At 62.9% G+C, this 23,563-nt stretch carries 22 protein-coding genes and 1 riboswitch; of the genes, 9 read left to right on the forward strand and 13 right to left on the reverse strand.

Annotation, left to right across the window (positions count from 1 at the left end; all coding sequences use genetic code 11):
• The first annotated feature begins 68 nt into the window (after nt 1-68).
• The 3 genes from mmsA (at nt 69) to araD1 (ending at nt 4,168) form a co-directional block, all read left to right on the forward strand.
• Entirely contained in the window at nt 69-1,601 is a 1,533-nt protein-coding gene (mmsA, locus tag C1D09_RS20105; RefSeq protein WP_143975954.1) for a multiple monosaccharide ABC transporter ATP-binding protein, read from the forward strand.
• The gene (gene mmsB / locus C1D09_RS20110) at nt 1,598-2,884 is read left to right on the forward strand and encodes a multiple monosaccharide ABC transporter permease (RefSeq protein ID WP_143975955.1); all 1,287 of its coding nucleotides are present in this window, start codon (nt 1,598-1,600) and stop codon (nt 2,882-2,884) included. Before mmsA ends, mmsB begins: the two co-directional genes overlap by 4 nt.
• A gap of 288 nt (nt 2,885-3,172) precedes the next feature.
• On the forward strand, nt 3,173-4,168 hold the full coding sequence (gene araD1, locus C1D09_RS20115; protein ID WP_143975973.1) for an AraD1 family protein: 996 nt from the start codon (nt 3,173-3,175) through the stop codon (nt 4,166-4,168).
• A gap of 250 nt (nt 4,169-4,418) precedes the next feature.
• Here araD1 and C1D09_RS20120 read toward each other — a convergent pair whose 3' ends face one another.
• Complete coding sequence (locus tag C1D09_RS20120; protein ID WP_143975956.1) at nt 4,419-5,513, reverse strand: 2'-deoxycytidine 5'-triphosphate deaminase; 1,095 nt, start codon at nt 5,511-5,513, stop codon at nt 4,419-4,421.
• Nucleotides 5,514-5,651: 138 nt separating this feature from the next.
• Nucleotides 5,652-5,729: riboswitch (SAM riboswitch) on the forward strand.
• A 55-nt stretch (nt 5,730-5,784) separates the two neighbouring features.
• On the opposite strand from C1D09_RS20120, the gene C1D09_RS20125 reads away from it, so the two are divergent.
• Nucleotides 5,785-6,975, forward strand: coding sequence for an O-succinylhomoserine sulfhydrylase (locus tag C1D09_RS20125; protein ID WP_143975957.1), 1,191 nt, complete (start codon nt 5,785-5,787; stop codon nt 6,973-6,975).
• A 32-nt stretch (nt 6,976-7,007) separates the two neighbouring features.
• Here C1D09_RS20125 and C1D09_RS20130 read toward each other — a convergent pair whose 3' ends face one another.
• The gene (locus C1D09_RS20130; protein ID WP_143975958.1) at nt 7,008-8,159 is read right to left on the reverse strand and encodes a ceramide glucosyltransferase; all 1,152 of its coding nucleotides are present in this window, start codon (nt 8,157-8,159) and stop codon (nt 7,008-7,010) included.
• Between the two features lie 222 nt (nt 8,160-8,381).
• Here C1D09_RS20130 and apaG point away from each other — a divergent pair, with 222 nt between their 5' ends.
• The gene (gene apaG / locus C1D09_RS20135) at nt 8,382-8,774 is read left to right on the forward strand and encodes a Co2+/Mg2+ efflux protein ApaG (RefSeq protein ID WP_143975959.1); all 393 of its coding nucleotides are present in this window, start codon (nt 8,382-8,384) and stop codon (nt 8,772-8,774) included.
• 37 nt (nt 8,775-8,811) lie between these two features.
• Here the strand turns inward: apaG and C1D09_RS20140 are convergent, their stop codons facing one another.
• From C1D09_RS20140 to C1D09_RS20150, 3 genes are all read right to left on the reverse strand, one after another.
• Nucleotides 8,812-9,843, reverse strand: a complete 1,032-nt coding sequence (locus tag C1D09_RS20140; RefSeq protein ID WP_143975960.1) for an Hsp33 family molecular chaperone — start codon at nt 9,841-9,843, stop codon at nt 8,812-8,814.
• Between the two features lie 112 nt (nt 9,844-9,955).
• Complete coding sequence (argF, locus tag C1D09_RS20145; protein ID WP_143975961.1) at nt 9,956-10,867, reverse strand: ornithine carbamoyltransferase; 912 nt, start codon at nt 10,865-10,867, stop codon at nt 9,956-9,958.
• A 16-nt stretch (nt 10,868-10,883) separates the two neighbouring features.
• On the reverse strand, nt 10,884-12,083 hold the full coding sequence (locus C1D09_RS20150; RefSeq protein WP_143975962.1) for an aspartate aminotransferase family protein: 1,200 nt from the start codon (nt 12,081-12,083) through the stop codon (nt 10,884-10,886).
• A gap of 358 nt (nt 12,084-12,441) precedes the next feature.
• On the opposite strand from C1D09_RS20150, the gene C1D09_RS20155 reads away from it, so the two are divergent.
• Complete coding sequence (locus C1D09_RS20155; RefSeq protein ID WP_143975963.1) at nt 12,442-12,960, forward strand: GcrA family cell cycle regulator; 519 nt, start codon at nt 12,442-12,444, stop codon at nt 12,958-12,960.
• Between the two features lie 58 nt (nt 12,961-13,018).
• Here the strand turns inward: C1D09_RS20155 and C1D09_RS20160 are convergent, their stop codons facing one another.
• From C1D09_RS20160 to C1D09_RS20170, 3 genes are all read right to left on the reverse strand, one after another.
• Nucleotides 13,019-14,026, reverse strand: coding sequence for a magnesium and cobalt transport protein CorA (locus C1D09_RS20160; protein WP_143975964.1), 1,008 nt, complete (start codon nt 14,024-14,026; stop codon nt 13,019-13,021).
• Nucleotides 14,027-14,123: 97 nt separating this feature from the next.
• The gene (phoU, locus tag C1D09_RS20165) at nt 14,124-14,849 is read right to left on the reverse strand and encodes a phosphate signaling complex protein PhoU (protein ID WP_143975965.1); all 726 of its coding nucleotides are present in this window, start codon (nt 14,847-14,849) and stop codon (nt 14,124-14,126) included.
• A 108-nt stretch (nt 14,850-14,957) separates the two neighbouring features.
• Nucleotides 14,958-16,220 (reverse strand): ATP-binding protein, encoded by a 1,263-nt coding sequence (locus C1D09_RS20170; RefSeq protein ID WP_143975966.1) that lies wholly within the window; start codon nt 16,218-16,220, stop codon nt 14,958-14,960.
• 119 nt (nt 16,221-16,339) lie between these two features.
• Here C1D09_RS20170 and ppk2 point away from each other — a divergent pair, with 119 nt between their 5' ends.
• Nucleotides 16,340-17,248, forward strand: coding sequence for a polyphosphate kinase 2 (gene ppk2, locus C1D09_RS20175; RefSeq protein WP_143975967.1), 909 nt, complete (start codon nt 16,340-16,342; stop codon nt 17,246-17,248).
• A 56-nt stretch (nt 17,249-17,304) separates the two neighbouring features.
• On the opposite strand, the gene C1D09_RS20180 is transcribed toward ppk2, so the two are convergent.
• From C1D09_RS20180 to C1D09_RS20190, 3 genes are all read right to left on the reverse strand, one after another.
• Complete coding sequence (locus C1D09_RS20180) at nt 17,305-18,069, reverse strand: enoyl-CoA hydratase-related protein (protein WP_246135815.1); 765 nt, start codon at nt 18,067-18,069, stop codon at nt 17,305-17,307.
• Nucleotides 18,066-18,704, reverse strand: coding sequence for an acyl-homoserine-lactone synthase (locus C1D09_RS20185; RefSeq protein WP_143975968.1), 639 nt, complete (start codon nt 18,702-18,704; stop codon nt 18,066-18,068). Before C1D09_RS20185 ends, C1D09_RS20180 begins: the two co-directional genes overlap by 4 nt.
• A gap of 98 nt (nt 18,705-18,802) precedes the next feature.
• Nucleotides 18,803-19,534 carry a helix-turn-helix transcriptional regulator gene (locus C1D09_RS20190; protein WP_143975969.1) on the reverse strand — a complete coding sequence of 244 codons (732 nt, stop codon included), beginning with the start codon at nt 19,532-19,534 and terminating at the stop codon, nt 18,803-18,805.
• 257 nt (nt 19,535-19,791) lie between these two features.
• Here C1D09_RS20190 and C1D09_RS20195 point away from each other — a divergent pair, with 257 nt between their 5' ends.
• On the forward strand, nt 19,792-20,646 hold the full coding sequence (locus tag C1D09_RS20195) for an ABC transporter substrate-binding protein (RefSeq protein ID WP_143975970.1): 855 nt from the start codon (nt 19,792-19,794) through the stop codon (nt 20,644-20,646).
• 69 nt (nt 20,647-20,715) lie between these two features.
• Here the strand turns inward: C1D09_RS20195 and C1D09_RS20200 are convergent, their stop codons facing one another.
• A complete protein-coding gene (locus C1D09_RS20200; protein WP_038644445.1) occupies nt 20,716-21,129 on the reverse strand; it encodes a tellurite resistance TerB family protein in 414 nt (137 codons plus the stop codon).
• Nucleotides 21,130-21,286: 157 nt separating this feature from the next.
• Between C1D09_RS20200 and C1D09_RS20205 the strand changes: the two genes are divergently transcribed.
• Nucleotides 21,287-22,933 (forward strand): lysine--tRNA ligase, encoded by a 1,647-nt coding sequence (locus tag C1D09_RS20205; protein ID WP_143975971.1) that lies wholly within the window; start codon nt 21,287-21,289, stop codon nt 22,931-22,933.
• Here C1D09_RS20205 and C1D09_RS20210 read toward each other — a convergent pair.
• A partial coding sequence (locus C1D09_RS20210; RefSeq protein ID WP_143975972.1) for a thermonuclease family protein occupies nt 22,899-23,563 on the reverse strand: 665 nt, incomplete at its 5' end. The two genes, C1D09_RS20205 and C1D09_RS20210, sit on opposite strands and share 35 nt — an antisense overlap.

The following is a 23,563-nucleotide window of genomic DNA, read 5'->3' on the forward strand; positions in this document are numbered from 1 at the left end:
AGGAAACGCGCGTAACGCTTTCCCCTGGGAATTGCGTAAAAAACAAGAAAGTCTGGGAGCTTGCCCTTATGACCTCGACGATTTTGGAGATGCGCGACATCACCAAGACGTTTCCCGGCGTGAAGGCGCTGTCTAACGTCAACCTCAGCGTCGAGGAAGGCGAAATCCACGCCGTGGTCGGCGAGAACGGCGCCGGCAAGTCGACGCTGATGAAAGTGCTGTCAGGCGTCTATCCCGCGGGCACCTATGACGGCCAGATCATCTTTCAAGGCCAGGAATGCCAGTTCAAAGGCATCCATGACAGCGAACACAAGGGCATCGTCATCATCCACCAGGAGCTTGCGCTGGTGCCGATGCTGTCGATTGCCGAGAATATCTTCCTCGGCAACGAACACGCCAAATACGGAGTGATCGACTGGGACGCCAACGAGGCGCGCACCAGCGCCCTGTTGAAGAAGGTGGGCCTCAAGGAGGACCCCAAGACGCTGATCACCAATATCGGCGTCGGCAAGCAGCAGCTGGTCGAGATCGCCAAGGCGCTGAGCAAGGAAGTCAAGCTCCTGATCCTCGACGAGCCCACCGCATCGCTCAGCGAGAAGGACAGCCAGGCGCTGCTCGACCTTTTGCTCGAGTTCAAACGGCAAGGCATGACCTCGATCCTGATCTCGCACAAACTCAACGAGGTGAACCGGGTCGCCGACAAGGTTACCGTCATCCGCGACGGGCGCACCATCGAGACGCTGGCCAAGAAGGATATCTCGGAAGACCGAATCATCACCTCGATGGTCGGCCGCTCGCTCGACGACCGCTATCCGCCGCGCGAACCAAAGATCGGCGAGGTCATCTTCGAAGTGAAGAACTGGTCGGTCTATCACCCGATTCATGCCGAACGGCAGGTGATCAAGGGCATCGACATCAATGTGCGCAAGGGCGAGGTGGTCGGCATAGCCGGGCTGATGGGCGCCGGCCGCACCGAATTCGCCATGAGCCTGTTCGGCCGCTCCTATGGCCGCCGCATCACGGGCGAGGTGCTGCTCAGAGGCAAGCCGATCGATGTCTCATCGGTGAGCAAGGCGGTCGAACACGGCATCGCCTACGTGACCGAGGACCGCAAGACTTACGGTCTCAACCTGATCGACCATATCAAGCACAACATCACGGTCGCCAATCTCGGCGGCGTGTCGCGTCACAGCGTGATCGACGATCTGCGCGAACTTGCCGTCGCCAACGATTATCGCAAGAAGACCAACATCCGCGCTTCGAGCGTCTATCAGATGACGGGCAACCTTTCCGGCGGCAACCAGCAGAAGGTGGTGTTGTCGAAATGGCTGTTCGCCGATCCGGAATTGCTGATCCTCGACGAGCCGACGCGCGGCATCGATGTCGGCGCCAAGTACGAAATCTACACGATCATCGCGCGTCTTGCCTCGGAGGGTAAGGCGATCGTGGTCATTTCGTCGGAAATGCCGGAATTGCTCGGCATCACCGACCGCATCTACGTCATGAACGAGGGCCGCATCGTCGGCGAAATGCCCGCGGCGGACGCAAGCCAGGAAAAAATAATGCGCGCCATCGTTCGGGGAGAAGGAAAAGCAGCATGAGCACCGACAGCGCCCCCGCCCCGCAGGGCAACATCGCCGAGGACCAGCGTCCACGCATTGCCGTCTCGGCGTTGACGACGAACCTGCGCGAATACGGTCTCATCATCGCGCTGATCGTCATCATGCTGTTCTTCCAGTTCACCACGTCGGGAACGCTGTTCAAGCCGGTCAACCTGAGCAATCTGGTGCAGCAGAACTCGTTCATCATCGTGATGGCACTGGGCATGCTGCTGGTCATCGTTTCCGGCTATATCGACCTCAGCGTCGGCTCGGTCGCCGGTTTCATCGGCGCGCTGGCGGCAAACATGATGGTCATCTGGCAGCTCGGACCGCTCAGCAATCCGCTGGTGGTTTCGATCGTCTGCCTGATCGTTGGCGGCCTGATCGGTGCGGCGCAAGGCTATTGGATCGCCTATCACCGAATACCGAGCTTCATCGTGACATTGGCCGGCATGCTGATCTTCCGCGGCATCTGCCAGGCGCTGCTGGGCGGCGGCTCGTCGGTGGGCCCACTTCCGGATGGCTTCAAGGCGCTGAGCTCCGGCTTTATCCCGGACGTTATCGGCCCGCTGACCTTGATTCCGCCCACTGTGAACGCCGCCGGCAAGACCATTTTGGGCAGCGGCCTGACGCTGCACATGACCACGATCGTGCTCGGCATGATCGCCGTGCTGGCCTATGCCTATTTCGGGGTGAGGACACGACGCAAGCGCGAACGCCACGGCTATGAAGCCGAGCCCTTCCCCCTGTTCGTCATCAAGACGCTGGTCGCCAGCGCGCTGGCGCTGTTCCTGGTCTATGAGTTCGCCAGCTACAGGGGTCTGCCGGTAGTGCTGCTCGTCATGGGCGTGCTGATCTCGCTGTTCGTCTTCGTCACCAAGCGCATGACCATCGGCCGCCGCATCTACGCGATGGGCGGCAACCCGAAGGCGGCGCAGCTGTCGGGCATCAACACCGAGCGGCTGACGCTGCTGGTGTTCATCAATATGGGCGTGCTGTCGGCGCTGGGCGGCCTGATCATCGCGGCTCGCCTTGGCCAGGCCGTGCCGGCGGCCGGTCTGGGCTCGGAGCTCGACGTCATCGCCGCCGTCTTCATCGGCGGCGCCTCGGCGATGGGCGGCGTCGGCCAGGTCATCGGCGCCGTGGTCGGCGGCTTCATCATGGGCGTGATGAACAACGGCATGTCGATCATGGGCGTCAATGTCGACTGGCAACAGGTGGTCAAAGGTCTGGTCCTGCTCGGCGCCGTGATTTTCGACGTCTACAACAAGAACAAGGCCTGACAGGAACAATTCCAGGAAAGCGCATCGCGGTTTTCCTACGGGAATTGCGTAAAAACAAAATACCGGGAGCGGAGCGAACCGTTCCGGTGAGGCGACGAGGAAGGCATACGGGTCACATCGCGGCGCTGCCGGAACCGACCGGCACGAAGAAGTTCTCTCAAGGAACCAGGCCCCGCGAGCGCAATCCGAACGGAGAATTTCACCCGTGGCATGGGCGACGTCCCAGCCGCGCTTGGGAAGGTTTGCCGCGGCGGCAGCCATGCCAAGGCACATGAGAGAGGATTGATCATGCTGATCTCGCAGATTCTCGATGACGCCGAGACCATCCGCGTCGTTGCCCGCAATGGCGGCAAGACCCGGATCATCAACGGCGCCCGCAGCGTCTATTCGCTGGCGATGGAGGCGGCCCGCACCGGCGTCGGCCTGGCCACCCTGATCGAGCGCAAGGGGCTCGGCGAGACGGTCGACCTCGATGCCGCCTACAAGAAGGGGCGGCTGTTGTCGCCGATCAATCACCCCGACCCGGCGCATCTGCATCTCACCGGCACCGGCCTGACCCATCTCGGCTCGGCGGCGACGCGCGATTCCATGCACAAGAAGCTCAGCAGCGCCGATGGCGAGGAGCAGCTCACCGATTCCATGAAGATGTTCCGCATGGGGCTGGAGGGCGGCAAGCCCGCCAAGGGCCAGGTCGGCGTGCAGCCCGAATGGTTCTACAAGGGCAACGGCACGATGGCCGTCGCGCCGGGTGCCGCACTCCTGTCACCGGCCTTCGCCAAGGACGCCGGCGAGGAACCCGAAATCGCCGGCATATATGTCATCGGCGATGACGGCGCCCCTTTCCGCGTCGGCTTCACCCTGTCGAACGAGTTTTCCGACCACGTGACCGAGCGCGTGAACTATCTTTTCCTCGCCCACTCCAAGCTGCGCAATGCCTCGTTCGGACCGGAGATCCTGATCGGCGAGCTGCCTTCGGACATCCGCGGCACCTCACGCATCGTGCGCGACGGCAAGACGCTCTGGGAAAAGCCGTTCCTGTCGGGCGAGGCGAACATGTCGCACACCATCGCCAATCTCGAACACCATCACTTCAAATATTCGGCGTTCCGCCAGCCGGGCGATGTGCATGTGCATATGTTCGGCACCGCGACACTGTCCTTCGCCGACGGCATCAAGACGGAGGCCGGCGACGTGTTCGAGATCGAAGCCGGGGATTTCGGCCTGCCACTGCGCAACCCGCTTGAGATCGAAAAGCCGGTGAAGGTGGCGGTGAAGGCGCTTTAAGATCGCGCCAATATGCTGGGCGAGAAAACGAACGGGATGGGCTTGGTTTCGTCTTAGCGGGCTTGGCCCTATCCCTCGCCTGATCCTCCGTGGCTTACAGCGCCGGGCAATACGGAGCAAAGTGCTGCCGCGAAGCGCCGGCCGCGATGACGAGCCGGCTTCTGGCAACCAACTACGCCCGGCGACCGGCAAGTCGGCCACGCATGATGTGCAGGCGCACGCAAGCCTCCTGCCTGGCGGCAGTCGGGGTTCAGCGCGCGGCGCGGAAATGCTTGGAGAGCTTCAAGCCCTGTGCCTGGTAGTTGGAGCCAAGATCGGTGCCGTAGAGCGCCTGCGGTCGCTCCAGCATGTGTTCGTAGACCAGCCGGCCGACGATCTGGCCATGGTCGAGGATGAACGGCACTTCGTGGCTGCGCACTTCGAGCACCGCCCGGCTGCCGGTGCCACCGGCCGCCGAATGGCCGAAGCCCGGATCGAAGAAGCCGGCATAATGGACGCGAAACTCGCCGACCAACGGGTCGAAAGGCGTCATCTCGGCTGCATAGAGCGGGGGCACGTGGACCGCCTCCTGGCTGACGAGAATGTAGAATTCGTCCGGGTCGAGCACCAGTTCGCCGGCGCCGCTCTTGTGGATGGGTTCCCAAAAATCGACGACATTCTGCGCGGCACGCTTGTCGACATCGACGAGGCCCGTGTGATGCTTGCCGCGATAGCCGACCAGCCCGTCACCATCGCCCTTGAGATCGATCGACAGCGCGATGCCGCCGCCCGAAATATTCGGCGGTTCGGTGGCGACCAGCATCTCGGCACGGTGCAATTCATGCAATTCGGCTTCCGAGAGCAGAGCGTTGCCGGTGCGGAAACGGATCTGCGACAGGCGCGAGCCGGTGCGCACGACGATCGGGAAGGTGCGCGGGCTGACTTCCAGGTAAAGCGGACCGGTGTAGCCGGCGGCGATCTTGTCGAACTCGTGGCCGCGGTCGGTCATGACGCGGGTGAAAATGTCGAGCCGCCCGGTCGAACTCTTCGGATTGGCCGAGGCGGACACGGTTGCGGGCAGCGCAAGGCTTTCCAGCAACGGCACGATGTAAACACAGCCCGTCTCCAGCACCGCGCCATCGGCAAGGCTGAACTCATGCAGCTTCAGCCGATCGAGTTTGTCGGCAACCCGATGATCCGGACCCGGCAGGAAGGACGCCCGCACCCGCCAGGCCTTGTCGCCGAGCCTGAGATCAAGGCTCGCCGGCTGGATCTGGTCGGCATCGAGCGCGCGCGGTGACTTCAGCGCGCCGGACCGGAACAGCGCCGAGATATCCTGATCGGGAAGAATGCCTGTCTGCCGCAAGGCTCCGCTCCTAGGCCAGACGATTTTCCTGCCGCAGGTTCTCGCCGCAAAACCGTGAAACACTTTTGCGGAACCTGCTTGGTACAAACCTCTTAATGAAGCCGGCAATTGACGCAAGCGTGGTACGGGTCTAAAGGGTCGTTATCCCGTGGTGATTTGGCCGGTCGGCTTGCAGCCACGTTAAACAAGTCGCTAAAGGACCGTTGGCCGCGAGGCCGTATGGACCGGTTGCGACTTTCGCGGCCGGTTTTTTTGTGTCTGGAACAAAGCGATGAGCAACAAGAAGCGCAACTGGAAGCCTCAGACAGCCCTCGTACATAGCGGAACCCTGCGTTCCGGCTTTGGCGAGACCTCCGAGGCAATGTATTTGACCCAGGGCTATGTCTATCAAACGGCGCAAGCCGCCGAAGCCCGCTTCAAGGGCGAGGAGCCGGGCTTCATCTATTCGCGCTACGCCAATCCGACCGTCGACATGTTCGAAAAGCGCATGTGTGCGCTCGAAGGCGCGGAGGATGCGCGCGCCACGGCATCTGGCATGGCGGCAGTGACGGCGGCCCTTCTTTGCAGCGTCAAGGCCGGTGACCACATCGTGGCGGCGCGCGCGCTGTTCGGCTCCTGCCGCTGGGTGGTCGAGACGCTGGCACCGCGCTACGGCATCGAGGCAACGCTGGTTGACGGCACCGATATCGCCAACTGGGAAAAGGCGGTCAGGCCCAACACCAGGCTGTTCTTCCTGGAAAGCCCGACCAACCCGACATTGGAAGTGGTCGATATTGCCGCTGTGGCTGCGCTCGCCAACTCGATCGGCGCGCGGCTTGTCGTCGACAATGTCTTTGCCACGCCTCTCCAGCAGAAGCCGTTGCAGCTCGGTGCGCATATTGTCGTCTATTCGGCGACGAAGCACATCGATGGCCAGGGGCGCTGTCTCGGCGGCGTGATCCTGTCGGACAAGAAGTGGATCGACGAGAATTTGCATGACTATTTCCGCCACACCGGCCCCAGCCTGTCGCCTTTCAATGCCTGGACGCTGCTGAAGGGCCTGGAGACGCTGCCGCTGCGCGTGCGCCAGCAGACAGAGAGCGCCGGCAAGATCGCGGATTTCCTCGCCGAGCAGTCGCAGATTGCCCGCGTCATCTATCCCGGCCGTGCCGACCATCCCCAGGCCGAGATCGTCAAGAAGCAGATGTCGGGTGGCTCGACGCTGATCTGCCTCGACGTCAACGGCGGCAAGCAGGCGGCCTTCGCCCTGCAGAACGCGCTCGACATCGTGCTGATCTCCAACAATCTCGGCGACGCCAAGAGCCTGATCACCCATCCGGCAACGACAACGCACAAGAATTTGAGCGACGAGGCGCGCGCCGAACTCGGCATCGGGCCGGGAACGCTCAGGCTGTCGGTCGGCCTGGAGGATACCGATGACCTTCTGGAAGACATCGCGCAGGCTCTCAAGGCCGCTAAATAGGGGGTCGTCGAGGTAGATCGTCCGCGCCGCGATCAGGCGCGCGACGACGCCTCTTCCAATTCGGCGGCCTTGCTGTCGATGATCATCGCATTGCCGCGCCAGTCGACGGCGCCGCCGAGCCAGCCGCGCGCCCACATGATTGGAAGCATCAGGTCCCGCGCAATCATCGCCGCGACCGTGCGCGGCGACGTGTGCCAGCCCTTGGACCGGGCCAGGGCGCATTCAGGAAGATAGAAGGCCGCCAGCACGGCGATGGCCGTCAGCGGCAGGCTGAAGCCGGCGCTCGCAGCCGCAACCAGCGCAAGCGCCAGCGGCACCACCGCGCCAGTCAGGGTTTCAGGCGCGAAGAACCGCGGGAAGGTAACGCGGCGCAGGCGCGCCCAGCGAGTCTGGCGCGACCAGATCGTGCCAAGCGTGCGTCGGCCAAGCGGCTGCTCGAAGGGTGCCGCGACGAGATTGACGCGCAGGCCAAGCCCATTGACCAGCTTGGTGGCGGCGGCGTCCTCGGCGATTTCGGCCGCCAGCGCGCGGATGCCGCCATTGGCATCCAGCATCGGCTTGTTCCACAACATGCTCTTGCCCTGGGCAAAGCCAAGGCCGAGCGCCTCGGCTGCATACTGCCAGCGCGCCTGCAGCGTGTTGAGGAAGGCGCATTCAACCTCTGCCCAGAAGCCGTCCGGCCGCGAACCGATCGGTGTCGAGCAGACAAGGCCGGTCTCCGGCCGCCATGCCGCCATCAGGTGCTGGACGTAGTCTTTCGGCATCAGCACGTTGGAGTCGGCCAGGACGACCCAATCGTGCCGCGCGGCTTCCCAGCCCTTGACGCAATTGTTGAGCTTGGGATTGGCGCTGACGCGGTCGTCACCGATCAACAGCCGGGCCGGCACTTTTGGAAAGCGACCAACGGCGTCGCGGATCAACCCAACCACCGGGTCGTCGCCATGGGCGACGCAGAAGATCAGCTCGTAGCGCGGCCAGTCGAGAGAGAAGGCGCGCTCCAGCGTCTCCTGCGTGAACGGCTCGACGCCGCGCGAGGGTATTACAATCGATACCGGCGGCGATTTGCCGACCGGCGGCGCGATCGTGGTGCGCCGTCTCAGCTGGGAGGCGGCGAGCAGGATACTGGCGGTGTTTGAAAGGATAAGAGCAGTCGAAAGCGAGGCGGCTATGAGAGTGAGTTCCATCGAGATCTGGTCACTCCAGAAGCGACGGCCCGCATCTTGGCCGTTTTCCAACAGTTCGACAGAGCGCCGAGTCGCTCGGTTCGTGCACACCACCATTGTCATGTGTCACTTAAATGACATTCTTTGCCGGCACCTGCGTTTCGAAACGAAGCGCGACAAGACGCGCACGTTGACCTGCCCGCCGGGGCGCCGAAAGGTATCGGATTGTTTTTGGAGCCGCTTATGTACCGCGCCGTCACGCGCAACATCGAAGTGCAGGTCAAGCCGTTCTATCTCGAGGACCGCTCGGATCCTTCCGAGAACCGCTATGTCTGGGGCTATCAGATAACGATCGACAACCAGTCGGACGAATTCGTGCAGCTTCTGTCGCGTTATTGGCACATCACCGACGGTGCCGGCCGGGTCGAGGAAGTGCGCGGCCCGGGCGTCGTCGGCGACCAGCCCGAACTCAATCCCGGCGACAGCTATCAATACACGTCCGGCTGCCCGCTCACTACGCCATCAGGCATCATGGTCGGGCACTACACGATGCGCAACAAGCGCGGCGAGACCTTCGACATCGCCATCCCGGCATTTTCGCTGGATCTGCCGGGGACCAGGCGTACGGTGAATTAGCCTCCTTCTCCCCGTTTCACGAGGAGAAGGACTGGCTTTACTGCGCGGCAAATTCCGCTGGATCGAAATCGTACTGTGTCGAGCAGAATTCGCAGGCGACGTGGATGCCGCCATCCTCGGTGCTGTCCTTGATCTCCTGCGCGGAGAAGCCCTCCAGGATGCCGCGGATCTTGTCGCGCGAGCATGAGCACTGGTCGGCGACGGGAACGCCGCCGAAGACGCGCACGCCATGCTCGTGGAACAGGCGATAGAGTAGCCGTTCGGCACCGATGGTCGGATCGATCAGCTCGGTCGGCTCGATGGTGCCGATCAGCGCCAGCAATTCCTGCCAGGAATTGTCGGTGGGATCATGGATCTCCTCGCGCGGATCGCCATCGCCGCCGGGCAGGTCCGGAACGCGCATGCGCTCGGGCGCCTGCGGCAGGAACTGCGCCAGGATACCGCCGGCGCGCCATTGTTCGCGCGCGCCGCCGACGCCGGGCGTCAAAAGCTTGGCTACCGAAAGTCTGATATCCGTCGGAATCTGCTCCGACTGGCGGAAATAGGTGCGCGCCGCGTCTTCGAGGGTTTCGCCATCTAGCTGGACAATGCCCTGATAGCGTTGCGTATGGGCGCCCTGGTCGATGGTCAGCGCCAGCACACCGCCGCCAAGCAGCGTCTGCTGGGATGTTTCGCCCGCCGCGACCAGCGCCTCGAGCCTGTCGGCATCGAAGCGCGCATAGGCGCGCAGTGCCGACGGCGTGGTGAAATCCGCTACCAGCATGTCGACCGGCCCATCGGTGCGGGTCTGCAGGATGAACTTGCCCTCGAATTTAAGCGAGGTGCCGAGCAGCACCGTCAGCACACAGGCTTCCGCCAGCAGGCGGGCGACCGGCTCGGGATAATCGTGGCGGCCGAGAATGGCGTCGAGCATCGGCCCGAGCTGCACGGTACGGCCGCGCACATCGAGCGGGCCGACCTCGAACGGCACGACATGATCGTCACCGGCATAGCCGAACTCGCCGAGTTTGGGGTGATGTTCAGTCACTTGATGCGTTTCCAACATGACAAAGCTCCAGGGCGCGGCCATGCCGCCCCCTTGGGTGCATGCGTCCAAACGCGCTTGATTTGCGTGATGCGGCGCAGATAGGCATCGCGCCCATGCAAATCAAGCCTCCGGACCTTTCAGACCCCAAGCCACTTCAAGCCCCAAGACACCACGCAAGCACCGCCTTCTGGGCGTGGAGCCGGTTCTCGGCCTCGTCGAAGACCACCGAATTGGGTCCATCGATGACCTCGTCGGTCACTTCCTCGCCGCGATGCGCAGGCAGGCAGTGCATGAACAGCGCATCCGGCTTGGCATGCGTCATGAGCTTGGCATTGACCTGGTAGGGCGAGAAGACGTTGTGGCCGCGCGCGCGATGCTCCTGCCCCATCGAAACCCAGCAATCGGTGACGACGCAGTCGGCCTGGTCGACGGCTTCCTCGGGCGAACGGGTGAAATGCAGCTTGCCGCCGTGCGCCTTGGACCAGTCGATATGCTTCTGCGCCGGCTCGCTGCCTTCGGGCACGGCGACGTTGAGGTTGAAGCGGAACCGCGCCGAGGCCTCGAGCAGCGAATGCAGCACATTGTTGCCATCGCCGGTCCAGGCGATGGTCTTGCCGGCCACCGGACCCCGATGCTCCTCGAAAGTCATGATGTCGGCCATCAGCTGGCAGGGATGGGTGTCGTCCGTCAGCCCGTTGATCACCGGAACCGTGGCATTCTCGGTCAGCTCAAGCAATCGGTTATGCGAAGTGGTGCGGATCATGATCGCATCGACATAGCGCGACAGAACCTTGGCGGTGTCGGCGATGGTTTCGGAGCGGCCGAGCTGCATTTCGGTGCCGGTCAGCATGATGGTCTCGCCGCCGAGTTGGCGCATGCCGACATCGAAGGAGACGCGCGTGCGCGTCGACGGCTTGTCGAAGATCATCGCCAGCACCTTGCCTTCGAGGGGTCGGGTCCGCTCGCCGGCCTTGAGGCGCGCCTTTCGCACCACCGCGTCATCCAGCATGATGCGCAGGTCGCTCTCGGAAACGGTGGAAAGATCGGTGAAATGGCGAACTGACATCGGCAATTTTCCGGAACTACTTCGCGGCGGCCACGGCGATGGCATCCGCCAGGCCTTTGGCACCGGCACGGATGCGGTTGAGCGCTTCGTGGATCTCGGCGTCGGTGACGGTGAGCGGCGGCAGCAGGCGAATGACATTGTCGCCGGCCGGAACCGCCAGCAAATGCTGGTCGCGCAGCGCCATGTTCACCTTGGTGTTGGGCATGGCGCATTTGAGGCCAAGCATGAGGCCGGTGCCCCGGATGTCTTCGATGACATCGGGAAACTCGTCGGCGATCGCCGCCAGGCCCTGCTTCATCAGCAATGCCTTGCGCTGGACGTCTTCGAGGAAGCCCTCTTCCAGCACCACGTCGAGCACGGCGTTGCCGACCGCCATGGCCAGCGGATTGCCGCCGAATGTGGTGCCGTGCACGCCAGCCGTCATGCCGACGGCTGCTTCGTCGGTTGCGAGGCAAGCGCCCATCGGAAAGCCGCCGCCAATGCCTTTGGCGATCGCCATGATGTCGGGCGCGACACCTGACCATTCATGCGCGAACAGCTTTCCGGTGCGCCCGATGCCGCACTGGACCTCGTCATAGATCAACAACAGGCCGTGCTGGTCGCAAAGCTGCCGCAGTCGCTTCAGGGATTGCGTCGGGACCGGGCGGATGCCGCCCTCGCCTTGCACCGGTTCGATCAGGATCGCGGCGGTTTCCGGCGTGATCGCCTTCTCGGCGGCATCGATGTCGTCGAAGCCGACCTGATCGAAGCCTTCGACCTTGGGGCCGAAGCCTTCAAGGTATTTGTACTGGCCGCCGGCCGCGATCGTCGCCAGCGTGCGGCCATGGAAGGCGCCTTCGAAGGTGATGACGCGGAAGCGCTCGGGATGCCCCTTGACGAAATGGTAGCGCCGCGCCGTCTTGATCGCACATTCCAGCGCCTCGGCGCCCGAATTGGTGAAGAACACCTTGTCGGCGAATGTGGCATCAGCCAGACGCTCGCCAAGCCGGCTCTGCCCGGGAATCTCGTAGAGATTGGAGACGTGCCACAGCTTTGCCGCCTGCTCGGTCAGCGCGGCGACCAGATGTGGATGGCCATGGCCGAGCGAATTGACCGCGATGCCGCCGGCGAAATCGAGATATCGCTCGCCCTTGTCGGTAACCAGCCAAGTGCCTTCCCCGTGGTCGAAAGCCAGGGGAGCGCGAGCAAAGGTCTCGTAAAGCGCCGAACCGCTCATTATATGCGTCTCCGGTACCGGAAAATCAAAAAAGCCGCCAAAGCGGCGGCCTTGTGCGGCTTATCGTGTTTTTCGGCCATGAAGTCAACGAAAACGTCGCGTAGTGGCACGCGGCAAGCCCCCCGACGGGACGCCGGCTGATAAGCGACCGGGCAAGTTGGGGAAAACCGAAAAAACCGATTCGTGTTGCACTTGGGACTCTTGTCACCGAGTCAGCGCATAAGGTAATTGTAGTCGAGAAATAACTAGATTTCGTGCGGCGGACCTAATCACCAGATATATGTGGTGTCTGCCCCAGCAGTGGTGCTGGGTCGGGAAAGGATTCTGATTGCCGCACGCTTAGCAGGAGCGCGGTCTCATGAACTGGACTGACGAGCGGGTCGAACTTCTCAGAAAATTGTGGTCGGAGGGTCTGAGCGCAAGCCAGATCGCCGCCCAGCTTGGAGGGGTGAGCCGAAATGCCGTCATCGGTAAGGTGCACCGTCTGAAGCTGTCGGGCCGCGGCCGCGCAACGGCGACGCCGGCACGGCAGAAGAAGACGACACAAGGCTCGAGCGTGCAAAAATCGGTGGCGCGCGCCGCGAGCACGGCTCGCCACGTCACGACATCGATCGGCGCGACCGCCCTTCAGACGCAATTCGACACCGAGCCGGTGGCGCGGCACTATATCCGCCCAGTCGAGAATGTCGTTGTACCGATCTCACGGCATCTGCAGCTCGTCGAGTTGACCGAGCGCACCTGCAAATGGCCGAACGGTGATCCGTTGTCGGAGGACTTCAACTTCTGCGGCAACGAGGCCGCCGAAACCGGGCCTTATTGCAAATACCACGCCCGCGTGGCGTTCCAGCCAGCTGCGGAGCGGCGGCGGAACCGATAGGTAGGAAATGGGCATTGGGGCAGTATGCCCTGAACCGCTTCTTGCCTTTTGTCGGTCTTCATAGCCACCCATTCTTGCGAAACCGCCAGTAGAGAAGCGCGCAGATCGTCGAGATGGTGGCCAGCACGATGGGGTAGCCATACTCCATCTTCAGTTCCGGCATGTCGGTGAAGTTCATGCCGTAGATGCCGGCGAACGCCGTCGGCACCGCCAGTATGGCCGCCCATGAGGCGAGTTTCTTGGAAATCGCCGTTTCCTGGCTCTGACCGACCAGCAGGCTCGCCTCGAAGGCAAAGGCCAGCACCTCGCGCAGGCTGTCGATTTTTTCCTGGACGGTGCGGATGTGATCCGTCACGTCGCGAAACAGCGGGTGCATGGCTGAATGGATCTGCGGCAGGTCCGCGCTGGTCAACCGGCGGCAGACCTCCACCAGCGGGAGCGCCGCATTGCGCAGGCGCAGCAGATCGCGGCGCAGCATGTAGAGCCGCTCGATATCGGGGCCGGTCATCGGCTTCAAAAGCACCCGGTCCTCGATCATCTCGACCTCGTCCTCGATCTGCTCGAGCACCGGCATGTAGTTGTCGACGATGAAATCGAGAATGGCATAGAGGACGAAATCCTCGCCCTTGGCCAGCGAATGCGGGCAACTTTCCCAGTGCTGCCGCACGGCGGCGTAGGAAGTCGATGGGCCGTGCCTGACGCTGACGATGTAGCCCGAGCCGACGAACAGATGCGTCTCGCCGAAAGTCACCCGTCCTTCGATCAATTGCGCGGTGCGGGCGACGATGAACAGCGCATCGCCATACTGCTCGATCTTGGGCCGCTGGTGCGGATGCTCGGCATCCTCGATCGCCAGCTCATGCAGCTGGAACTGCGCCTGGACGCGCAACAGAAGCTCACGATCCGGTTCGAGCAGCCCGATCCAGACGACATGTCCCGATTTCTTGGCCCATTCGCCGGCTTCCTCGATCGGAATGTCGGCAATACGCCGCCCGGCCGTGTAGACACTGGAGGCGATGATGCCTGATGTCGGCGTCGCGGGCTTGAACTCTCGGACATATTCCATCGCAGCCTCCTGAAAGCAGGCCCCTTCTCAAGACCTGAGAAGCTCAACGCCGGGATAGTTTAGCGCAATATGATCTGGCGTTCGAGAGGATGAACGTTCATTTCGCCGGAAGCGGCGCCGAAAGGCTGATCTTGTCCGTCTTGTCGCCTTTCGGCCGCTCGGCGGGCATCTGGTCGCCGGTGACGATGTAATAGATGGTCTCGGCGATGTTGGTGGCATGATCGCCGATGCGCTCGATGTTCTTGGCGCAGAACAGAAGATGCGTGCAGGGCGTGATGTTGCGCGGATCTTCCATCATGTAGGTCAGCAATTCGCGAAACAGCGACGTGTACATGGCATCGATCTGGTCGTCACGGTCGCGCACGAAGCCGATCTTGTCGACCGAGCGCGATGCATAGACATCCAGAACTTCCTTGAGCTGGGTCAGCGCCAGATTGGCCAGGGCCTCCAGGCCGCGAAACAGGCTGCTCGGCTGGCGGCCGTCGGTGACGGCGACCACCCGCTTGGCGACGTTCTTGCCGAGGTCGCCGACCCGTTCGAGGTCGGCCGAAATGCGGATGGCGCCGACAATCTCGCGCAGGTCCGTCGCCATCGGCTGGCGCTTGGCGATGATGATGATCGCCTTGTCGTCGATCTCGCGCTGCCCCTCGTCCAGCACCGCATCGTCGTTAATGACCTTCTGGGCCAGCCCCGGATCGGCGTTGACGAGAGCGGCGACCGCCTGTTCGACCATGCGCTCGGCATGGCCGCCCATCGACGCGATGCGCTTCGACAGATATTTCAGCTCCTCGTCAAAGGCGCTCATGATGTGCACGGACTGCATGGATGAAATGCCTTCCCACCGGTTCTTGAGTCGTTTCCTCGAATCCCCGCTGATACGCTAGCCGGATGACAGAAAAAAGAAACGCCTCCAGGGGAAACTAGGGCACTATCAGTGCGTCGGCAAATGAACCGAGAAGGCGGCGCCCTTACCGACCTCGGACTTGATCGTCAGCCTGGCATTGTGGCGCGTCAGGATGTGCTTGACGATCGACAGGCCAAGGCCGGTGCCTTTCTGGGTCCGGCTGGTCTCGACATCGATGCGATAGAAGCGCTCGGTGATGCGCGGAATGTGCTCCTCGGGAATGCCGGGACCGAAATCCCGGATGGTGACGTCGATGCCGGGTTCGGAACCGTCATCGGCGGGCGCGATCGACACCACGACACGGCCGCCGGACTGGCCGTATTTGCAGGCATTTTCCAGCAAGTTCTCGAAAACCTGGAACAGCTCGTCGCGATCGCCCGGCACATCGAGAGGTCCCTTGGCGAAATCACGCTCGATGACGACGCCGTTCTCGCGCGCAAGCGGGGCCAGTGAATCGATGACGCTGTCGACGGTCTGGCGCAGGTCGACCTCGGTTCCGGGCTTCAGATAGGGCTTCATCTCCAGCCGGGACAGCGACAGCAGGTCATCGATCAGGCGCGCCATACGGCCGGTCTGGTTCTGCATGATCTGCAGGAATTGGTCGCGCGCCGCCGGATCGTTGCGGGCCGGTCCGCGCAACGTTTCGATGAAACCGGCGATCGAGGCGAGCGGGGTACGCAATTCGTGGCTGGCATTGGCGATGAAATCGGCGCGCATGCGGTCGATCCTGCGCGTCTCGCTCTGGTCCTTGAACACCAGCACATAGAGGTCGGTGCCGTGCCCGACCGAGGACGCGCTCACCCGGTAGGCCCGTTCGACCGGCAGCTTTTCGGTATAGTCGACCACATCGGAGGCGATCGTGCCCGACAGCACGCTGTCGAGCAGCGTCTGCATTTCCGGCGCCCGGAATTTCAGCGGCAGCGACAGGCCCGGTGCGATGCCGCCAAAAGCGGCAAAGGCGGCGGCGTTGGCATGGACGATGGTGGCGGCGCGGTCGAAAATGATCAGCGGGTCGGCGACGGCCGCCGCCAGATATTCGCCCGACAGGCGTTGCAGGCCGATCGCCTCGATCGCGGCGGCATTCTCGCCGGACTGGCGCAGGCCCGCGGCCGGCAGCATCGCAGCGACGAGCAACAGGAGCAGCGCCGGCACCAGCACGTAGGCGGAAATATTGGCAAAGGCAAAAGCGCTCAGAACCGCGACGACACCGGCCGCGAGCAGCCAGCGGCTGCTCCACAGCCGGGCGGCGGCTTGCGCCATGCCTTTGTGCTCCACGTCCAGGTCAGTCATTCGCTCGCGCGCCCGCGTCCCATGCCGTCCCACCGATCGTGCGGCGACGGAAACTTCCGCTGGACCGCTCCGGAGGCTCCCAATAGCATGAGTCCACAAGCTTAGAAGGGTTCGTCTCGATGAAAAAAAACAAGGAAAATCCCGCAACGCCGACGTCAGCTCCGCTGAAGATCAGGATCGACGGCAAGGAACGGGAGTTCGACATCGAGAATCCCGAGCTCCCGGACTGGGTCGAGGACAACAAGCTGACCGCGGGCGGCTACCCCTACGACAAGAAGATGAACAGCGACGACTATAGCGAGACGCTCGAGAAATTGCAGATCGAGCTGGTGAAGGCGCAGGCATGGCTGCAGGCGACCGGCAAGCGGGTGATGGCGCTGTTCGAGGGCCGCGACGCCGCCGGCAAGGGCGGCACGATCTTCGTGGTGCGCCAGTATCTCAATCCGCGCACCGCGCGCAACGTGGCGCTGACCAAGCCAACCGCCACAGAACTTGGACAATGGTACTACCAGCGTTATGTCGACCATTTCCCGACGTCGGGCGAATTCGTCACCTTCGACCGCTCCTGGTACAACCGTGCCGGCGTCGAGCCGGTGATGGGCTTCTGCACACCCGAACAGCATGAGAAATTTCTCGACGAGACGCCGCATTTCGAACGGATGATCGTCAACGACGACATCCACTTCTTCAAATTCTGGCTGAACATCGGCCGGGAAACGCAGCTCGAGCGTTTTCACGATCGCCGCTACAGCCCGCTGAAGAGCTGGAAATTCTCGCCGATCGACGTCGCCGGCATCACCAAATGGGATGATTACACCAAGGCGCGCGACAGCATGTTCGAGCGCACCCACAAGGCGTTCGCGCCATGGATCATCGTGCGGGCCAATGACAAGCGCCGCGCGCGGGTGGCGGTGATGCGGCGTATCCTGTTGTCGCTGCCCTATGAGGGGCGCGATCTCGATATCCTCGGCAAGGAAGACAAGAAGATCATCGGCGAAGGGCCATCATTCCTCGGCAAGGAAGGCTAGGCCTTCGCGCCGCGCGGCCACCGGGCAGCGCGGCGCGTGGCTCTTGAGGCGGTTGCTCAGGCCGCGAGCCGCGCGATCCGCTGCAGGCGCCGCAGCGTGGTGTCGTCCTGCAACGCCTGCTGGAACAGCGATATCTCCTGGTCGATGCGGTCGCACAGCGCGCCAGTGTTGCCCTTGAGCAGGCCGCGGGTCTGCAGCAGGGCGGCAACCGGCTTCTTGGCGAGCTGCCTGGCGCGGCCGAGTGTCGCCTCCTCCGCGCCGTCATGGACGATCTCGGCGACGAGGCCGAGTGCCCTGGCGTCCTCGGCGTGCAGCGTGTCGCCGAGACAGAAGAAGCGGAAGGCGCCGGCATAGCCGAGCTTCTGCGGCGCCAGGATGCTGGTCGCCGCATCCGGCACAAGGCCGAAATCGACGAATGGCACCCGGAACGTGCTTTCATTCGAGGCGATCACCATGTCGCAGTGGAACAGGATGGTGCAGCCGACACCGACGGCATCGCCGTCGACGCAAGCGAGGATGGGCTTGGGGAACGTCGCCAGCGTGCGGAACATGTCGGTGACGGCGGCGATCAGCTTCTGATGCTTGGTGGCGTCGAGGAATTCGGAAAAGTCGCCGCCGAGGCAGAAGCAGCCCGCCAGGCCACGCAGCACGACGACACGGACCTCGTCATTGTCGGCGGCTTCGTGGAACGTCCTGGCAAGGCTTTCATAGGCCCTTCTGTCGAGCACAGGCCGGCCGTCAGTCGACGACACGGTGACGATCAGCGTGTGGTTGCGCAGTTCCGGTTGCGGGTGCGGGTTCATGGCGGTCTCCAACCTCATGACGCCCTCCTTTGGCCGAACATGTCGGGATATCCCCGGGCCATGACGGGAGCATGGTGGTTGCGGCGCGAACGCACAACGTCCAGCGTGTGCTCATTGAAGGAGAGCAGGGTCGCCACGACCTGCTGATTGCCATAGGTGCGCTGATAGCCCAACGGCGTCGCCAGGAAATGCAGTTGCAAGGCGCGCAGCACCCACATCGGCTCGAACTCGATGATCACCTTGTCGACACCGCGCTTCAGCCCCCATTCGACGAAGCCGGCGATCAATTCGGTTCCGACGGTCGAGACGCCGCGACGACCATCGCGAAAGCCGGGCGCCACGGCATAGCGGGTCAATTCCCAGATGTTGGGGCCTGACGGTGGCGTTCCTTCGGAGAGGTCAGCCAGGACCTCCGTCAGCAGATGAGGCCGCGTGGTCGGCAACATCCGTTGATAGCCCGCGACTTCGTTGCCCCTGATGACGATCTGATGCACAGCCTCGTCATGGTCGAACTGGTCGACCTCGAATCCGTCCGGTCGCCGCAGGTCCTCCCACCCCATCTCCTCGACAAATATCTGGTAGCGTAGACGATGGACGGCCTCCCAAAGGTCGGGCCGTTCCATCAATTCCTGAGTTGTAAGACAAAAAAGCATGCCGTCGTCTCCTGGGTTTAAGAGGAAGATACGGCCGTGCCTCGACGAGAAAATTGCGTGATCACGTAGGCAAGAAGTTCTAGGTCGGCACGGCCGACCTAACTAATGTAGCCGCGCCTTATCGCTTCGGCGACGGCTTGGACCCGGTTGACGGCACCGAGTTTGCTTTTGGCGTTAAGAAGATGTTTCTCCGACGTGTGTTCGGAGATGCCAAGGATTTGCGAAATCTCCCATTCCGACTTGCCGACGGCGGCCCATTGCAGGCATTCGCGCTCGCGCGGGGTCAGTTCGATGTGGTCGATGGTCTTGCTCGCCATGGTGTGGATTTGCATGGCGCGGCCAACGGCATAGGTGGAGACCAGCGACACAAGGCCGAACTCGGCCGCCGACAGCTGCACGGCCTCGCCACCCAGCGACACCATGACGATCTGGCCATCGAGCGTGATCAGCGGGAAGGCCAGCCCGTCGCGCAGCTTGAAGGCGCCGGCATCGCCCATCACCTCATCGCTGCTCTTGTCGAAGCTGATGCCCTGGGCGGCTTCGCGCCACTGGAACGGCGCCTGCAGCTGCTTCATGTGGCTGACCACCGGATCGTGGTCGACATAGTTGCGCGCCACGTAGCGCTCCAGCCATTCCACAGGCCAGTCGCAAAGCAGCACATGCTCCTTTTGCTGCCCTGTCGGTGTGGCTGGCTGCGGAACGGTTCCCGCCATCAGCGCGGTCAGGCCGAAATCCGACGTTATGCCCAACAGTTTCTCGCAAACCGCCGCCGCCGTTCCGGCGTGCTGCAGTTGGTCTATGTATTCCAGCGTGCGATCGAATTGGCCCATCGCAACATTAACCCCATGTTGCCTCATGCATTGAGATCAATGGTCCATGCGTTGTCTGCATTTAGCCACCGACCACGGATTGCAACACGCACATTCTCGGTTGTGGTTCTCGGCCCTGATTCCCCAACCAGAGCAGCCACCGCTGTTTGCAAACGTGCTAAAGCATAACCTGAAATTGGCGCGTTGAAATCAAAAACCGTTGTGCCTGTACCATTTTCGTACCAGAACCGGTGCGAAGACGAGTGCGGCGGAGTTCTATGGTGGCGTTCCATCGGAGGTTCCTGATCCTGGCGTCGCTGCTGATCGCCGCGCTGCCATTGGCTCCTGGGGCTCGCGCGGCCGAACCCCAGGTACCAGTGTTGTGGGACGCCAAGGAACGGTTGCCGAAGCCCGACCTCTCGGCCTTGCCACGGCTGCGATTCCTGACGACCACGGATTTTCCACCCTTCAATTTCCTCGATGGCGCCGGAAAGCTGTCCGGTTTCCACATCGACCTGGCGCGCGCCATCTGCGCCGAACTCGGCATTGCCGACAAATGCCAGATCCAGGCATTGCCCTGGGGCGAACTTGAAGGGGCGATCGAGAAAGGCGAAGGCGAAGCGATCATCGCCGGCATCGCCGCGACGCCGCAATCGCGCCAGACCTACGCCTTCTCGCGCTCCTATCTGCAGTTTCCGGCGCGCTTCATCACGCGGAAGAACAAGGCGATTGCCGAACCGGTTTTCGACAAGCTGCGCAGCAAGCGCGTCGGGGTTCTCGCCGGCTCGGCGCATGAGCGCATGCTACGCGACTATTTCAACACGGCCCAAATCGTCACCTTCAACGGACCGGATGCCCTCTACGGCGACCTCAAGGCGGGCAAGATCGATGCCGCCTTCGGTGACGGCATGCGTTTCGCATTCTGGCTGGGCGGCTCCGATGCGGCCGGGTGCTGCCGTTTTGCCGGCGGTCCCTATCTGGCGCCCGAATATCTGGGCACGGGCATGGCTATCGCCACAAGGGCGGACAATCCGGCGCTGGCCGCCGCGATCGATTACGCGCTGCAGGAGATCTCGATGAAGGGCACCTTCGCCGAATTCTACCTGCGCTACTTTCCGGTCAGCTTTTTCTGATTCCCGATCACGGCCCAGGGTTTGTTGAGATTCAGGTCAGGCCGGCATCGGCTGAATATCAAATGAGCCCTAAGTCAGGGTGCGCAGCCGCGCCTTTGCCGCGCGGCCGATGGCGGCGACGGTCAGCGTGTCGAGATCGAGCTTGCGGCGGATCAACTGCAGCACCCGGACTTCCTCCATGCGCATTTCCAGATCGACGGCGGCCACTTCGAAGGCGGCGGCATAGGCGGTATCGCGCAGGCGCTCCGGCAGGGCTTCGGCAATTTGGGCCAGGACACCCTCGAGGCCATCCTTTTCATGCAGCAGCTTCTGGCAAGCCTGGGCGACGGGAACCAGGCGGTCCTGCTTGAAATCCTCGAACACCGGCCATGAGCGGACAACGTCGCCGATCCGGGCCAGTTCGACATCGGTCATATCGCGGTCGGAGGCCGAGGTGATGACCATCAGGTAGATCAGGGCTTCATGCGGGGTCGGCGACGGCATTCTTTACTCCTTGAACGGGTTTCGAAGGTAGGAACGGGGGTCGAAGGTCGCAAGGAAAAAGCGCGCTACGCGTTGACGCTCCGGCCATGCGCGCCTAGAGGACCGGTTGAAAATCGACACTGCGACCATACCGGCGAGCAATTTGGAAAACAGGATCATGGCGGGATCAAACATAATCGATCTCAATCCCGAACTGCTGGCGGCAGCGGCCGAGAGCAAGGCATGGCCGTTCGAGGAAGCCAAAAAGCTCATCGAGCGCTACAAAGGCAGCGACTTTCCCGAAACGATCCTGTTCGAGACCGGCTATGGCCCGTCGGGCCTGCCGCATATCGGCACGTTCGGCGAGGTGGCGCGCACCTCGATGGTGCGCCATGCGTTCCGCGTGCTGACACAGGACAAGGTCGCCACCAAGCTGCTGTGCTTCTCCGACGACATGGACGGGATGCGCAAGATACCCGACAACGTGCCGGATCGCGCGGCACTCGAGCCGCATCTGCACAAGCCGCTGTCTTCCGTCCCCAATCCGTTCGGCGGCGACTATGCCAGCTTCGCCGACCACAACAATGCGATGCTCTGCCGTTTCCTCGACACGTTCGGCTTCGACTACGAATTCGCCAGCGCGACGCAGTACTACAAGTCAGGTCGTTTCGACGCCATGCTGCTGCGTGCTGCCGAGCGCTACGACAAGATCATGGCGGTGATGCTGCCGACGCTCGGGCCGGAGCGGCAGGCGACCTACAGCCCGTTCCTGCCGATTTCGCCGAGGAGCGGCCGTGTGCTTTACGTGCCGATGAAGCATGTCGACGCCAAGGCCGGCACCATCACCTTCGACGATGAAGGCACCGAGACCACGCTTTCGATCACCGGCGGCCGGGTGAAGCTGCAGTGGAAGCCGGATTTCGGCATGCGCTGGGCAGCGCTCGGCGTCGATTTCGAGATGTTCGGCAAGGATCACCAGACCAACGCGGTGGTCTATGACCGCATCTGCAACATTCTGGGCGGGCGGGCACCGGAGCATTTCGTCTACGAGCTCTTCCTCGACGAAAACGGCCAGAAGATCTCGAAGTCGAAGGGCAATGGCCTGACCATCGACGAATGGCTGACCTACGCGCCGACCGAGAGCCTCGGGCTCTACATGTACCAGCGGCCGCGGCAGGCCAAGAAGCTCTATTTCGATGTCATTCCGAGGGCGGTGGACGAGTATTACACCTTCCTGGCCGCCTACCCCAGGCAGGATTGGAAGGAGCGGCTGGGCAACCCGGTCTGGCACATGCATGACGGCAATCCGCCTGCCATCGACATGCCGGTGCCGTTCTCGCTGCTGCTCAACCTTGTCAGCGCCTCCAATGCGCAGAACAAGGACGTGCTATGGGGTTTCATCTCGCGCCATACGCAAGGCGTGACGCCAAAGACGCATCCCGAGCTCGACCAGCTGGTCGGCCACGCGATCCGCTATTTCGACGATTTCGTGAAGCCGACCAAAACCTTCCGCCCAGCCGACGAGGTCGAGCGCGAAGCGCTGGCAGCCCTCGACGCGGCGCTTGGCGCGCTGCCGGCGGATGCCGGCGGCGAAGCGATCCAGAACGCTTCGCTCAACGTGGCGCGCAAGATCGCGCGCTACCAGGATCACTCCAAGCAGAGCCCGGAGGGTGGTCCCGGCGTTTCGGGCGCCTTCTTCCAGATGATCTACCAGGTTCTTATCGGCCAGGAACGCGGCCCGCGCTTCGGCTCGTTCGCCGCGCTCTACGGCGTCGCCGAGACCCGCGCGCTCATTCAGCAGGCGCTGGCTGGTCAGTTGGCTTGAGGGCGCCGTCGACCTCTTCCAGTATCGAACCCGGCGCCTGAAGCGCCGGGGCTGGCGCGGGCGGCACCGCTGCGATGCCGGCCAGGTTCGGCGCCGATCCGAAAATGCCCTTCTTCGCGCTTTGCGCCTTTTCACCGGCCTCGACGTAGGGTCCGGCCTTGGCGGCACGCGCCCAGCCATTGTCGACCAGCCACTGGCCGACGTCCTGCTTGCCGATCCGGCATTCCGCCGAGATGCGGTCGCGGCCGCCTTCGGGCGGCACCGTGCAGACCACGGCGCGGCCGCGCAGGAAGGCGCGGAACGCCGTGCGCGCACGGATACCGCACGGCCAGGACTTGCCGTCGGTGGTGCAGGTCTCTTCCTGTCCGACGACATCGATGCCGGAGATCGCCACCGAATAGCCTTTCGCCTCGATCAGCCCGGCGGCTGTCGCGACCGGCTGGAACAGCTTCGTGCCATTCCAGTCATCGGGCATCTTCGGCTTGGGCGGCATGGCCAGCGCCAGCTTGCTCAGCGGCTCGCGCGGCTCGACCCGCTCGAGTTGCCCAGCGGGCAGTTCCGGCGGCGCGACGACATCCGGATCGATCGCCCGCGAATGCACCGCCGGCTTTGGCGGTGGCGGAGTGGCGG

This window comes from Mesorhizobium intechi, assembly GCF_002879535.1.
Classification (GTDB): Bacteria; Pseudomonadota; Alphaproteobacteria; order Rhizobiales; family Rhizobiaceae; genus Mesorhizobium; species Mesorhizobium intechi.